Origin of the sequence: Mesorhizobium sp. LSJC269B00, assembly GCF_000502815.1 — a bacterium.
Lineage (GTDB): Bacteria > Pseudomonadota > Alphaproteobacteria > Rhizobiales > Rhizobiaceae > Mesorhizobium.
In genome coordinates, this window is the sequence record NZ_AYVN01000002.1 from 421310 (window position 1) to 434832 (window position 13523).

Here is a 13523-nt window from a genome sequence, read left to right on the forward strand (position 1 = left end):
CTGCCTCAATACGCGTCGGCGTTGTCGATATTGAAATTGTAGAGCGTGCGCGCCGAGCCGTAGCGCTTGAATTCCGACGGCTTGACGCCGGTGACGCCGGCGCGGTCGAGCAGTCCCTGCAGCAGTTCGATATGCTCGGGCCGCATCTCCTTGGCGATGCAGTCGGCGCCCAGGCTTTCGACCTTGCCGCGCACGAACAGCCGCGCTTCGTAGATGGAATCGCCAAGTGCGTCGCCGGCATCGCCCAGCACCACCAGATTGCCGGACTGCGCCATGAAGGCCGACATGTGGCCGATATTGCCGTGCACGACGATGTCGATGCCCTTCATCGAGATGCCGCAGCGCGACGAGGCGTTGCCCTCGATGACGAGCAGCCCGCCCTTGCCGGTGGCGCCGGCATACTGGCTGGCGTCGCCCTTGATGACGATCGAGCCCGACATCATGTTTTCGCCGACGCCAGGCCCGGCCGAGCCGTGCACGGTGATGGCAGCGCCGTCATTCATCCCGGCGCAGTAGTAGCCGACGCTGCCGCGCACATCGATGCTGACAGGCTGGTCGACGCCGACGGCAACCGAATGGCTGCCCTTCGGGTGCAGCACTTCCCACGCCGTTTCGTTGGAGCCGGGCGTCAGATTGTGCAGCGCCTGGTTCAGTTCACGCAGCGACGACACGTCGAGATCGAAGACCCGGGACGCCTGGTCTTGCGCCGCCTTCGAAAGTTTGGTTGCCGGCATGAGCTCAATGCTCCCAGAAATAGACGGTTGCGGGTTCCGGTTCCCAGACCCTCGCATTGTCTATGCCGGGCAGTTTGGTCAGCGCCCGATATTCCGAGCCGAAGGCGACATACTGATCGGTCTCGGCCATGACGGCGGGCTTGCAGGCGATCGGATCGCGCACCACGCCGAAACCGTTCTTGGTGCCGACGACGAAGGTGAAGAAGCCGTCGAGGTCGGACAGCGTGCCTTCCAGCGCCTCGCCGAGGTTCTTGCCATGCGCCATCTGCGACGAGAGATAGGCGGCGGCGACCTCGGTGTCGTTCTCGGTCTCGAATTTCATGCCCTCCCGCACCAGCTCACGCCGCATATTATTGTGGTTGGACAGTGAGCCATTGTGCACCAGGCACTGGTCGGCGCCGGTCGAGAACGGATGCGCGCCCATCGTTGTGACGGCCGATTCCGTCGCCATGCGGGTATGGCCGATGCCATGCGTGCCGGTCATCGAGCGGACGTCGAAGCGGTCGACGACCGCTTCCGGCAGACCGACTTCCTTGTAGATTTCCACCGCTTCGCCGGCGCCCATGATGCGCACGTCGGGGCGGATTGACTGCAGCGCTTCGCGCGCGGCATCGACCTTGTCGGGCGCGGTTCTCAACACTGCATGGGTGGACTTCACCGCTATGCTCACCGGCGCGCCGATGGCCTTCGCGAGTTCGGCGTCGAGGCCGCGGAAATCGCGCTCGGGCTTCGCGGACTGGATGGTGATCTTGGCTTCATTCCTGGAAGGCGCGCCATAGATGGCGATGCCGGCGCTGTCGGGGCCGCGATCGCTGAGCGATATCAGCATCTGCGACAGCATCGAGCCGAGCTGCGGCTCAAGCGACTTGTCTTTCAGAAAAAGTCCGACGATTCCACACATGTCAGCCTCCCGACGTTACCACTAGACGATGATGTATCGAATGCGTCGTGCGAATTCAATCGTATGAAAAAAATATTCCTGTAGTTACGTATCCGGCTCGATGCGGCCTTGTGAACTATCGCCGCCGTCGCGGGCGCTGTGAATCCATGTGGCGGTGCGGATGCGGGCTATTCTGTAGGCATCGAGGATCGACAGCGCATAGATCAGGAAGCCGCCGGCGTGGCGGCCGACGAAGCTGGCATCGGCCGGCGCGATCTTGGCCGTCACCCAGGCGAGGATCACCATGAAGAACAGGAACTGCAGGCCGCGCACGGGCACGCCCAGAATGACGTGGCCGCTGGCCGGTAAGACGATGGCAGCGCCGAGCACCAGATACGGGTTTGTCGGTGCGGGTGCGCTCATGCGACCTGCCTTTCCTGTCGGTTGATGGCATCGCGCAGCACTGAGGCCGAGGTCAGCAGTCTCTCGACCAGCGTTGGATCCAGCCTTGCGCCGCCGAATGCGGCCTGCCGGAACACGCCGTAGCGCGCCCGCTCGGCCTCGGCCAGCAGCCAGACGATGCGCACGCCGTTCGGGGTGATCAAGAGTTCCTTGGCGCGGCCTTCGGCAAAGATGTCGAGATGGCTGGCGATCAGGTTCTGCGGAAAGCGCGCCGCCCTGAGGTCGGTTCGCAGCACGGCTTCAGCCGGAAATCCCGGAGCCTTCGGCAGCGTATGCTGAAGATGATCGAAATTGGAGAAGGTCGTCGGCGAGCCCGGCCGCATCATCATGTCGAAGGTCGCCGGCACCGCAACCGGCTCTGTGATCGTGACACTCAACCATCGCGCCGGCAGCTTTCGCGTTGCCAGCGTGTCGACGATGGTGCGCAGCTGCACGCGCTGTCCGTTCCATGTGCCGGCCCAGGTGACAACGCCGGCTGTGCCATCGGAGACATCAACGGCATCTGTGATGACGGTCTGGATGCTGGCTGCCTCGGCTGCAAGATCAGCCTTGGCCTTTTTGCGGCTGGCGCGCGTATGCCAGGCGAGGTGCAGGACGAGAGCCACGGCGACCGCCCCGGCCAGCAATGCTGTCGTCACGTCAGACACCTCGTCACGCCATGCCCGCCCAGACCGGCAGGCCCTCTCCTGTCAATAGCCCTGCGGCTTCGGCCACGGCATGGTGAACTGGTCGCCGCGGCGCACATAGCGGTAACGGTAGAAGTGGAACCACAGCGAGATCAGGAAGTAGAAGGCGACCATGGCGATCAGCTGCGTGCCGTAGCCGAGGAAGATCGCAAAGAAGGTCACCACGCAGAGGCAAAACAGCACGATCGCCGGGATCGGGTGGAACGGGTGCGTATAGCCGCGGCGGATCGTGCCCAGCGGCCACTTTTTGCGGAACATCATGATGTTTATGCTCATGAAGGTGTATTGCAGCACGCCCGACAGGATTGAGAAGGTGATCGCCTGGTTGAGGTCGGCGATGAAGGCGAAGGCGAGCGCGATCGGCAACAGGAACAGGATCGAGCGATAGGGCGTGCGGTATTTCGGGTGCACGGCCGAGAACCATGTCGGCAGATAGCGGTCGCGTCCAAGCGAGAACCACGCGCGGGCCGCATCGTTGATACAGCCATTGGCCGACGCCAGTGCCGCGAGCAGCGTGGCGACGAACAACAGGTTTTCCAGCAGCGGGCTGCCGGTCAGCTTGCCGGCGTCCCACAAGGGATAATAGGTGATACCGAGGTACTCCCAGGGCATCAGCGAGGCGCAGACATACCAGGTCATGGCGGCGGCGATCAAAAGCGTGATCATGCCGGCCATGGTGCCGTAAGGCAGCGAACGCGCCGGCGAGCGCACTTCCTCGGCGGCCTGCGTGGTGCCTTCGATGCCGAGATAGTACCAGATGCCGAACTGGAAGGCCGCGATGACGCCGATCCAGCCATAGGGCAGCGCATTGCCGGGGGTGACCAGTTCGTTGAGCTTCAGCACAGCACCCTGCGTCCAGGGGCTGACCGAGAAGAACAGGATAACGATCGAGACATAGGCTATCGCCGTGATGACGAAGTTGACGTTGAGCGTCATCAGCACGCCGCGATAGTTCAGCCATGCCAGCACGACGATGGTGGCGGCAATGAAGGAGTTGTGGGTGAGCCCTTCGACGCCGGCCTTGGCGACGATGGTGTCGCCGAGCAGGATGGCGTCCGAAACCTCCAGCATGGTGTAGGCAAAGACCAGGAACAGCGCGACGTTGAAGGCCATCAGCGGCCCGACAATGTGCTTGGCCTGCGCGTATTGGCCGCCGGCGGCGGCAACCGTCGATGTCACCTCGGAGTCGATCATGGCGACCGAAGTGTACAAGAGCCCGACCACCCAGCAGACGATCAGCGCCGCCAGTGCGCCGCCCTTGTCGGCCGAGAAATTCCAGCCGGTGAATTCGCCGACCAGCACGATGCCGACGCCAAGCGCCCAGACATGGGCCGGGCCGAGCACGCGTAGCAGTGAAACCCTGTCGCCGTGTATTGCCGGTTCAAGCGTGATCGTCATTGTTCAATCCCCACTCAGATCCGGTGTTTTTCGGAAGCGGCTTCAAGCTCGCCTTCGCGCGAGGAAGTCAGCACCTCCTCGGAATAGGTCGTGTCGATCTTGAACCAGTCGTAGAGCATCCACAGCGCAAGCACGACCGAGATGCCCCACGATGCGTAAGAGAGTGCGACCCACATGAGCGTGCTTCCCCAAAATCTCTGGCGTTACTTGTCGTCGAACTTTTCGTTGATGACGTCGCGATATTCGCGGTCGGAGGCGCGGAACAGGAAGACGAAATAGCCGATCAGCACCGCCGCCATGATGATCAGCGTCGGCCAGTCGATGATGTAGTGGAAGCGGTTCTGGATGATGTCGTGCGCGGTCTCCGGCGTATAGCCGAGCTTTTCCCAGATCGAGGCCATGGTCGGGTTCTGTCCCAACGCTTCCCAGGTTTTGGCATCGAGCGCGTCGATGGATTTCGCCGCACCCGCCAGGCCGAGTTTCAATGGCAGCCACAGCGCCACGAAAATGGCGACCACGACGACCACGATATCGAAAATCTGCCCGGCCTTGCCTTGTTCCGGCGGCGTGTAGCGCGACATGACTTCTACCTCTCAGGACGTTCTGTTTTCAGGACTTGCGGTTGCGGGCCGCGTCGGCGTTCTTGATGTCGAGACCGTAGATGAAGTCCTTGTCTTCCTTGTAGTGATTGACCATCGCCAGGATGGCGGCCGTATTGAAGATCAGCACGGCGGCGGCAGCGATAGCGACGACGATCTTGATCCCGGTGTCCGGGATGTAGGGCCATGTCATGACAAGCACGAAGAGGATCGTCGCCCAAAGGCAGATGATCAGGAGCGCGGATCCGCGCAGGTCGGAACGGTACAGCGCTTCGATGCGCTGCTGCAGGTCTGACATCGGTTTCCCCTTTTCCAGCGCCCGACCCCGAATTGGCCGCCCGCTGCCCTCTTTCAACAGAGTGAAATTTTTTTCATAAATTCGGGCCGAATCCAGCAATTGTCAAGCCGATTTTACGTTGGGTTAACCGTTTGTCCCCAGCCGCGAATTTTGCCTGACAATGAAATTATTTGCTTCCGGGTATTGCGGCATCAGGACGTTTGCGATCAATATTCGACCAAATGCTCCCGCCTCGCGCAGGGAGCCGGGAACACAATAGAATTTTCGAACGGAGGATTTGCGGATGACGGCATCCTGGAGATTTTCGACCCTGGCGGATCGCCATCGCGCGTTAGGCTCGAAGCTCGAAGACTGGAGCGGCATGGGCACCGCCTGGACCTACGACAAGGACGCCGACGAGGAATACACCGCCATCCGCACCAGGGCCGGGCTGATGGATGTGTCGGGCCTGAAGAAGGTTCACATCACCGGGCCGCACGCCTCACACCTCATCGACCTGGCAACGACGCGCGACGTGGAGAAGATCTATCCCGGCAAGTCGGCCTATGCCTGCATGCTGAACGAGGCCGGAAAATTCACCGACGACTGCATCCTCTACCGCACCGGGCCGAACGCCTGGATGGTGGTGCACGGCTCCGGCACCGGCCATGAGGAATTGCAGCGCGCTTCCGTCGGCCGCGACGTATCGCTGCGCTTCGACGACAATCTGCACGACCTGTCGCTGCAGGGACCGACCGCGGTCGACTATCTCTCAAAGCATGTGCCGGGCATTCGCGACCTCAACTATTTCCATCATATGCAGACGCAGCTGTTCGGCTTTCCCGTCATGATCTCGCGCACCGGCTATACCGGCGAGCGCGGCTACGAGATATTCTGCCGCGGCCAGGACGCCGGCACGATCTGGGACAGGATCCTCGACGAGGGCAAGAGCGCCGGCATCATTCCGTGCCGCTTCACCACGCTCGATATGCTGCGCGTCGAAAGTTATTTGCTGTTTTATCCCTATGACAACTCGCAGAAATATCCGTTCGAGAACGAAGGCCCCGGCGACACGCTGTGGGAGCTCGGCCTCGACTTCACCGTCAGCCCCGGCAAGACCGGCTTTCGCGGCGCCGAAGAGCATTACCGCCTCAAGGGCAAGGAGCGCTTCAAGATCTACGGCGTGCTGCTCGACGGCAAGCAACCCGCGGATGAGGGCGCGCCGGTCTATCGCGACGGCAAAAAGGTGGGCGTGGTCACCTGCGCCATGTATTCGCCGCTGGTCGAGAAATCGATGGGCATCGCCCGCCTCGACGTCGACTGCGCGGTCAAGGACACCAAGCTCGAGATCCGCAACAAGAGCGGTTCGATCAGGGCGACGGCGCAGCCTCTGCCCTTCGACGATCCCAAAAAGACCAAGCGCACGGCGAAAGGCTGAGGCACAATCGACAGCGAGGGGTTTCGAGGTACGAAGTAGAGAATGGCAGCCAAAACGATCATCAGCCGGCCCATTTACGGAACCCTGTCCCCGCAGCCCGGCAAGCATCATCTTTTCGTGGCGGATGCGGAAGGCGCGCTGGCGATCGTCGATATGGCAAGGACGGCGCCCCCCGGCTTCTTCGACGGCGCCGAAATCGTCTTCATTCCCGGGGCCGACGGCAAGCACGTTGCCGCTCTTGAGGCACTGAAGTCCGCGCAATTTCATGTCGCGCCAACCTTCGCCAGCCTGCTGCCCCGGCTGAAGCAGACGCTTGCCAACGCGCATATGGGCCTGCGCCTCTATCTCGCCGGCACCGAAGGGCTGATCGGCCAGGCCATGCAGGTGGCGCTCGAAGCCGGCATCGATCATACCTCCATGCAGACCGAGCATCGCGGCTCATTGGCGCGGCGCATGCAGTGCGTGCATTGCAAAGGCATCACCGAAAATGTGACGACGCAGCCGGCCACCTGCGCGCATTGCGGCCTGCTGCTTCTGGTGCGCGATCATTATTCGCGACGGCTGGCAGCATTCCAGGGCGTCTGCATAAATGCCGAGGATCGCTCGGAGATCCCTCCCATAGAGGAGGTCTTCCCATGAGCACCGGCACCACCAAGCTCGATGTCGTCGTCAGCGACGTCGTCCCGGTCAACGAACTGGTGACGCGCTTCCATTTCCGCCGCCGTGACGGTGAGCTTTTGCCGACCTTTTCCGGCGGCGCCCATGTCGTGGTCGAGATGCGCGATGGCGACCGCACAAGGCTCAATCCCTATTCGCTGATGGGATCGCCGCTCGACACCCGCGAATACACCATCTCGGTGCGCCGCGACGATGTCGGCCGCGGCGGCTCGTTGTTCATGCACCGGAGCGTCAAGCCTGGCCTGGAGATGGTGGTCAGCTACCCCGTCAATCTGTTCTCGCTCGACCTCAGGGCAAAGAAGCATCTGATGCTTGCCGGCGGCATCGGGATCACGCCGTTCATGGCGCAGACCGCGCAGCTCGCCGGGTCCGGCGGCAATTTCGAGCTGCACTACACCTGCCGCACCGCCTCGCTCGGCACCTATGCCGATGTGCTGCAGGAGCGCTATGGCCGTCGCGTCCGGCTCTATCACGACGACCGCGACGAGCGCATCGAACTCGACCGTCTCTTGTCCTCGCAGCCGCTCGGCACCCATCTCTATGTCTGCGGCCCGGCCGGCATGATCAACTGGGTGCGCGAGCGCGCTGCGGCTCTCGGCTGGCCGGCGGAGACCGTGCACTACGAGCATTTCGCGGCACCCCAGCCCGGCCTGCCGTTCGACGTCACACTTGCCGTTAGCGGCAAGACCATCCGCGTCGGCGAGCAGCAGAGCCTGCTCGAAGCGATCGAGGCCGCCGGCGTCGATCCGCCCTATCTCTGCCGCGGCGGTGTCTGCGGCCAGTGCGAGACCAACGTCGTCTCGTATGACGGCAAGTTCATCCACAACGACCACTGGCTCAGCGAGGAAGACCATCGTTCCGGCTGCAAGATCATGCCGTGCGTGTCGCGCTTCGAAGGCAAGTCGCTGGTCCTGGAAAGATAGGAGGCCAGCTTGGGCATCACCTTTCGCAAGGAAACGTTTCGCGACGATTTCACCTTCAGGAACAGCCCGGAACACATCAGGCGGTTTCCGTTCCCGTTCCACGAAGACGCCTACATGTATGCGGTCAACATCGAGCCGCATGTGGTTGGCCCCAAGGGCAGCGTTCTGGAAAACCTGATCGACGTCGACGAGCACTATGTCGCCGAGATGCAGGACCGTGCACTGGTGCTGGCCGACGATCCGCTGCGCTGCCAGTCGCTGCCGCATATGACGCTGGCCGGCTGGGACCTGCTCGAACTTTTGATGGAGCAACAGGCACTTGGCTATCCCGAGCATTTCACCCTGACCCGCGACGGCGACCGCTGGCGCTGGATCAACCGGCCGCTCGGCATCGACGACACCTTCACCTTCGGCGACACCTCGACACTGCCTTACGGGCCGATGGAGTACATCACCCGCCAGAGCCAGGGTGATTTCTGCATTCTCGATCAGCGCGACGGCAATCTTTGGATGGACGCCGGCATGGTCACCACTCAGGCCGACTGGTCGCTCGATTTCGACATCGGCATGAATTTCTTCGAATGGCACGCGCCGGTGCCGCTGGCGCATGAGAAGGGGATTTTCGTCAGGGCGCTGAAGTTCCTCACCAACATCCAGCAGGGCAAGCCGGCGCGGCGTCTCAACTGGACGATGACCATCAACCCGCGCCTCGACACCAGTCCGGAGAATTACCACAAATGGGGCCCGGACCGCGCGACGGTGACGCCCGAAAATGTCGGCGACAAGGTGCATCTGCGCGTCGAACTGCAAAGCTTCTGGCGCCTGCCGCGCTCGAACGGCATCGTCTTCCCGATCCGCTGCTATCTGATCAAGATGGACGAACTGGTGACACAGCCGAAATGGGCAAGGCGACTGCACCGGGTGATCCGGGATTTGCCGGAAGAGCTGGCCACCTACAAGGGCCTGACGCGGTATCGGCCGACATTGGTGGAATGGCTGTCGAAGCTGGATGATGGCAGTGCGACGTCACCGGGGTTCGGGCCGGACTAAAGGCCCCCTCATCCGGCCGCTGCGCGGCCACCTTCTCCCCGAGCGGAGAAGAGATCGCCAGCGCTGACGCCAGACTCCTCTCCCCTCGGGGCAATCCGGGTGAGCGGGCTGCGGCGGTCCGACTACCCCGCGCTCTGCGGATAGCAAATAATCGACAGATACCGCATCGGAAGTTTCGTCAGTTGCTCCGGCCCGTGCGGCGCGTCGGCGTCGAAGAACAGGCTGTCGCCCGGCTTCATCGGATAGAGGTTGCTGCCGTGCCGGTACACCACCTCGCCCTCCAGCATATAGAGGAATTCCATGCCCTCATGCTGGAAGGTCGGGAACACATCCGAATCCTCGGTCAGCGTAATCAGATAGGGCTCGACGACGACGCCGCTGGTGTTGGAGCCGATATGGCCGAGCAGATTGTATTGATGGCCGGCGCGGGTGCCGCGGCGTTCGACATCTAGCCCTTCGCCGGCCTTGACGAAGACGGCGCTGCGCTCTTCCTCGAATCGGCGGAAGAAGGCGGTGACGGGAACGCCGAGCGCCCTCGACAGCGCCTGCAGTGTGGTCAGCGACGGCGAGGTGATGCCGTTCTCGATCTTCGACAGCATGCCCAGCGAAATATCGGTGGCGACGGCGAGATCGGCGACGGTGATGCCGAGCTTCTTGCGGAAGGCGCGCACCTCGCGCCCGATCGCCACCTCCAGCACTTTTTCGCGCGTGTCGCGAATGGCGTGCGGATTCTGCGTCAGCGGCGCGCGGATGGTTTTTCCGTCCACGGAGGCCTTTGCCGGTGGCTTTGCCCTTGTCGAAGCAGTCTTGGAATCGGAACTTGTCTTCGCCATCTCGCCTCCGAATCCCCATGATTATTTCACTCCAGGTGAACATATTCGGTGCCGATACAGAAACGCAACCGCGCAGCAAGCCCCTTAAGTCGAATGGTGTCCGAACAGGATTTACGCCGTCATCCGTTTTTCCGGAAATCCGCTGGGGCGAAACGCGGTTTCTCCACAAGGCCTGTTGACAGCATCCAAGAGGCAATTACTGTCCTGTGAGTGAAATTTGTTTCGTAAGAGCAATTCCAAAAATCGAATGACACCGGGAGGCCTGCCATGAAAACGCGCGTTGCCGTCATTGGAGCGGGGCCATCCGGTCTGGCCCAGCTCAGGGCCTTCAAGTCGGCTGCCGACAAGGGCGCCGAGATCCCCGAAATCGTCTGCTTCGAAAAGCAGTCGGACTGGGGCGGCCTGTGGAACTACACCTGGCGCACCGGCCTCGACGAGCATGGCGACCCCGTCCACGGCTCGATGTACCGCTACCTCTGGTCGAACGGACCGAAGGAATGCCTGGAATTCGCCGACTATACGTTCGAGGAGCATTTCGGCCGCCCGATCGGATCCTACCCGCCGCGCGCCGTTTTGTGGGATTACATCAAGGGTCGCGTCGAGAAATCAGGCCTGCGCAAATGGGTGCGCTTCAACAGCCCGGTGCGCATGGTCACCTTCTCGGACGAGACGAGAAAATTCACCGTCACCGCGCATGACCGCACGAACGACGTCACCTACTCCGAGGAGTTCGACAATGTCGTCGTTGCCTCAGGGCATTTCTCGGTTCCCAACGTTCCCTATTTCGAAGGCTTTTCGACGTTCAACGGCCGTATCCTGCACAGCCATGATTTCCGCGATGCCATGGAGTTCAAGGGCAAGGACATACTGATCATCGGCCGCTCCTATTCTGCCGAGGACATCGGCTCGCAGTGCTACAAATACGGCGCCAGATCGATCACTTCCAGCTACCGCTCCAAACCGATGGGGTTCAAATGGCCGGAGAACTGGAAGGAAGTACCGCTGCTGCAGAAGGTCGTCGGCAAGACGGCGCACTTCAAGGATGGCACCACCAAGGACGTCGACGCCATCATCCTGTGCACCGGCTACCTGCATTCCTTCCCGTTCCTCACGGAAGAGCTGAAACTGAAGACCGCCAATCGCATGTGGCCGGACGGGCTCTATGAGGGCGTCGTGTGGGAGAAGAACCCGAAACTGTCCTATATCGGCATGCAGGACCAGTTCTACACTTTCAACATGTTCGACGCCCAGGCCTGGTTCGCCCGCGACGTCATCATGGGCCGTATCAAGCTGCCGTCGGTACAGGCGATGGCCGAGCACGGCGCCAAGTGGCGGGCACGCGAAGAGACGCTGGAAGACGCCGAGCAGATGATCTGGTTCCAGGGCGACTACACCAAGGAATTGATGGACCAGACCGACTATCCCGGCTTCGACGTCGAGGCGGTCAACCAGACCTTCATGGAGTGGGAGCACCACAAGGCGGAAGACATTATGAGCTTCCGCGACCACGCCTACCGCTCGCTGATGACCGGCACCATGGCGCCATTGCACCATACGCCCTGGCTGCAGGCGCTGGACGACTCGATGGAAAGCTATCTCCAGGTGAAGGGCGTGGCGGCGGAATAGGTCGGCGTGATGCAAAACAATGCGCCGGCACCGGCCCAGTTTCAATTCAGAGGGTAGTCGGGAGCCGCATCGGTCTCCGTCACCTTGACCCACACCAATTCGCTATAATAGGCGCCCTCCGGGCCGGTGCCGTACATGGACAGTCTGTCAGCCATCAGCAGATGTGTCATGTCGTTGAGTGCCCGGCCGGTCGGCTCCTCGGGCCAGGCGAAGACGCCGTCGGTTTTGGCGCCGAACCTCACATCGGTGCATCCGAAATCGATCTCGACCTTCCACGACAGCAACGGCCTGATATCGCTGAGCGGCGGGCGCGGCGGATCGGGCTGCTCGAAGTGATGGTCGACCGAGACTCTCGTCGGCACTGCCGGCGTGATGCCTTTGGCTTTGAAGGAGGCGATGGCGTCGTCGCCAAATCGTGCGAGCAGGCCAGCGTGCCATAACCGGTAGGTCGCGCGGAAAAAGCCGCTGACCCGGATAGATTTGCCATCGTTGTTGAAGACGTTCACAGCGGCGTAGAAACGGCGCAGTCGTGGCGCCAGCGCCCGCCAGTCGCATTCGGCCGGTGTCCCCGGCGTCGCGATGAAATCGTCAAGCAGATCGCTGCCGCGCACATTGGCGTTCAGCACCGTGCAATCCTCACCATGGATATGCCAGTGCCGCCGGAGCTCGGCTGCTGCGATGCCAGGCTTGCGCAGCTCTTCCACCGAGGCGCGAACCCGAGCAATCGCGTAGGACGTAGCCGCATCCAACGTCTCAAACCCCGAAACCACATGCTCGCCGGTCTTGGCCATGTCGAAGACGACGACAGTAAAAGGCGGTTCGCGCTGATCGGGCATTCGGCAGCAAGCTCAGGCTGGTCGAGGATGAAGCAGCTTTCCGCGCGAAAATGCGTCAAAGTCAAGAGCTGGAGCGCGGCCTGCCATTTCCAGAAGAGGCGAACTCCAGAAGAGGCGAAACCGTTCTATCCGAGCCGTGCTTGAGCTTTCGCGGCTCAGGGGTCGACGACCGACCGCGATGATGTCGATGGCAGGTTGTTGCCAGCCCGCGACAATGCCGCGACCCTGGACCGTGCGATGAACACTTCCTGGCCGAGATCGCGTGTGCCGGCCACGGGGCAGGTGATGATCATCACTTCAATCCAGCGGATAGTCGGGAGGCGCCTCCGTCTCGGTCACTTTGGCGGTTAGTATCTCGCAGTCGTTGGCCCAGTCGGGGCCATCGCCGCGCATGGCCATCATGTCGGCCATCAGCAGGAGCTGCATGGTTCTGAGCGCCCAGTCGGTGGGCTCTTGCGGCCAGGCGAAGATGCCGGCGGCGCCGCCGCCGAACTTCACGTCATGGCAGACGAAACCGACCTCGACCTTCCAGGATCGCAGCGTCACGCCTGGCGGCGGGTAGGGCGGGTCGGGCAGCTCGAAGTAATTGGCGACCATGAGCTTCGTCGGCTCCGCCGGCTCGATCCCCTTGGCCTTGAAGGCGGCAATGGCGTCGTCGCCAAAGCGCTCGAGGAGGCCGTCTCGCGTCAGCCTGTAGGTCGAGCGAAAGAAGCCGCCCGCCCAGACGGATTCGTTGTTGCCGTTGGAGATCAGCAGCGAGGCGCGGAAGCGGCGCAGCCTTGGCGCGAGAACTTGCCAGTTGCATTCGGCCGGCATCGACGGCGTCGCAATGAAATCGTCGAGTAGATCGCTGCCGCGTACTCCGGCGTTCAGAACCGAACAGTCTTCGCCATAGAGGTGCCAGAGCTGGCGAAGCTCAGCAGTGGCGATGCCGGGCTTGCGCAACTCCTCCACCGAGGCGCGAACCCGCGCAATGGCGTAGGACGTCGCCGCCTCCAGCGTCTCAAACCCCGAAACTACGTGCTCCCCGTCCGGCTCGCCGGTCTTGGCCATGTCGAAGACGAGTACGGCAAAAGGCGGTTCGCCGGGATTGGACATTCAAC

General features: G+C 62.1%; 17 protein-coding genes. 5 read left to right on the forward strand and 12 right to left on the reverse strand.

Annotation, left to right across the window (positions count from 1 at the left end; translation table 11 throughout):
* Positions 1-5: 5 nt before the first annotated feature.
* The 8 genes from X771_RS158490 to X771_RS158455 all read right to left on the reverse strand — a co-directional run bounded on the left by X771_RS158490 (position 6) and on the right by X771_RS158455 (position 5156).
* The gene (locus X771_RS158490) at positions 6-734 is read right to left on the reverse strand and encodes a GXGXG domain-containing protein (RefSeq protein WP_023668551.1); all 729 of its coding nucleotides are present in this window, start codon (positions 732-734) and stop codon (positions 6-8) included.
* A 4-nt stretch (positions 735-738) separates the two neighbouring features.
* A complete protein-coding gene (locus tag X771_RS158485; protein WP_023687062.1) occupies positions 739-1635 on the reverse strand; it encodes a glutamine amidotransferase family protein in 897 nt (298 codons plus the stop codon).
* A gap of 84 nt (positions 1636-1719) precedes the next feature.
* A complete protein-coding gene (locus X771_RS158480) occupies positions 1720-2037 on the reverse strand; it encodes a hypothetical protein (protein WP_023668549.1) in 318 nt (105 codons plus the stop codon).
* Positions 2034-2723: a hypothetical protein gene (locus X771_RS158475; protein ID WP_023687063.1), complete on the reverse strand. Its 690-nt coding sequence runs from the start codon at positions 2721-2723 to the stop codon at positions 2034-2036. Before X771_RS158475 ends, X771_RS158480 begins: the two co-directional genes overlap by 4 nt.
* Positions 2724-2765: 42 nt before the next feature.
* Positions 2766-4160: an APC family permease gene (locus X771_RS158470; RefSeq protein ID WP_023668547.1), complete on the reverse strand. Its 1395-nt coding sequence runs from the start codon at positions 4158-4160 to the stop codon at positions 2766-2768.
* A 14-nt stretch (positions 4161-4174) separates the two neighbouring features.
* Entirely contained in the window at positions 4175-4336 is a 162-nt protein-coding gene (locus tag X771_RS1000000166415) for a hypothetical protein (protein WP_023668546.1), read from the reverse strand.
* 27 nt (positions 4337-4363) lie between these two features.
* Positions 4364-4741 carry a hypothetical protein gene (locus X771_RS158460; protein ID WP_023668545.1) on the reverse strand — a complete coding sequence of 126 codons (378 nt, stop codon included), beginning with the start codon at positions 4739-4741 and terminating at the stop codon, positions 4364-4366.
* A 28-nt stretch (positions 4742-4769) separates the two neighbouring features.
* Complete coding sequence (locus X771_RS158455; protein ID WP_245261080.1) at positions 4770-5156, reverse strand: hypothetical protein; 387 nt, start codon at positions 5154-5156, stop codon at positions 4770-4772.
* A gap of 184 nt (positions 5157-5340) precedes the next feature.
* On the opposite strand from X771_RS158455, the gene X771_RS158450 reads away from it, so the two are divergent.
* Genes X771_RS158450 through X771_RS158435 form a run of 4 tightly spaced genes read left to right on the forward strand, consistent with a single transcriptional unit; the run spans position 5341 to position 9125 of the window.
* Positions 5341-6474, forward strand: a complete 1134-nt coding sequence (locus tag X771_RS158450) for an aminomethyltransferase family protein (RefSeq protein WP_023668543.1) — start codon at positions 5341-5343, stop codon at positions 6472-6474.
* 42 nt (positions 6475-6516) lie between these two features.
* A complete protein-coding gene (locus X771_RS158445; protein ID WP_023668542.1) occupies positions 6517-7113 on the forward strand; it encodes a dimethylamine monooxygenase subunit DmmA family protein in 597 nt (198 codons plus the stop codon).
* Complete coding sequence (locus tag X771_RS158440) at positions 7110-8075, forward strand: PDR/VanB family oxidoreductase (RefSeq protein WP_023687064.1); 966 nt, start codon at positions 7110-7112, stop codon at positions 8073-8075. The genes X771_RS158445 and X771_RS158440 overlap by 4 nt, the downstream gene beginning before the upstream one ends.
* A gap of 9 nt (positions 8076-8084) precedes the next feature.
* Positions 8085-9125 (forward strand): DUF3445 domain-containing protein, encoded by a 1041-nt coding sequence (locus X771_RS158435; RefSeq protein WP_023687065.1) that lies wholly within the window; start codon positions 8085-8087, stop codon positions 9123-9125.
* Between the two features lie 122 nt (positions 9126-9247).
* Here the strand turns inward: X771_RS158435 and X771_RS158430 are convergent, their stop codons facing one another.
* Positions 9248-9958, reverse strand: a complete 711-nt coding sequence (locus X771_RS158430) for an XRE family transcriptional regulator (RefSeq protein WP_023687066.1) — start codon at positions 9956-9958, stop codon at positions 9248-9250.
* Between the two features lie 267 nt (positions 9959-10225).
* Here X771_RS158430 and X771_RS158425 point away from each other — a divergent pair, with 267 nt between their 5' ends.
* Entirely contained in the window at positions 10226-11584 is a 1359-nt protein-coding gene (locus X771_RS158425; RefSeq protein ID WP_023668538.1) for an NAD(P)/FAD-dependent oxidoreductase, read from the forward strand.
* A 41-nt stretch (positions 11585-11625) separates the two neighbouring features.
* On the opposite strand, the gene X771_RS1000000165815 is transcribed toward X771_RS158425, so the two are convergent.
* The 3 genes from X771_RS1000000165815 to X771_RS1000000165820 all read right to left on the reverse strand — a co-directional run bounded on the left by X771_RS1000000165815 (position 11626) and on the right by X771_RS1000000165820 (position 13518).
* Positions 11626-12420 carry a hypothetical protein gene (locus tag X771_RS1000000165815; RefSeq protein ID WP_023687067.1) on the reverse strand — a complete coding sequence of 265 codons (795 nt, stop codon included), beginning with the start codon at positions 12418-12420 and terminating at the stop codon, positions 11626-11628.
* A 155-nt stretch (positions 12421-12575) separates the two neighbouring features.
* Positions 12576-12713 carry a hypothetical protein gene (locus X771_RS1000000167945; RefSeq protein WP_023687068.1) on the reverse strand — a complete coding sequence of 46 codons (138 nt, stop codon included), beginning with the start codon at positions 12711-12713 and terminating at the stop codon, positions 12576-12578.
* 4 nt (positions 12714-12717) lie between these two features.
* The gene (locus tag X771_RS1000000165820; RefSeq protein ID WP_023687069.1) at positions 12718-13518 is read right to left on the reverse strand and encodes a hypothetical protein; all 801 of its coding nucleotides are present in this window, start codon (positions 13516-13518) and stop codon (positions 12718-12720) included.
* Positions 13519-13523: the final 5 nt, after the last annotated feature.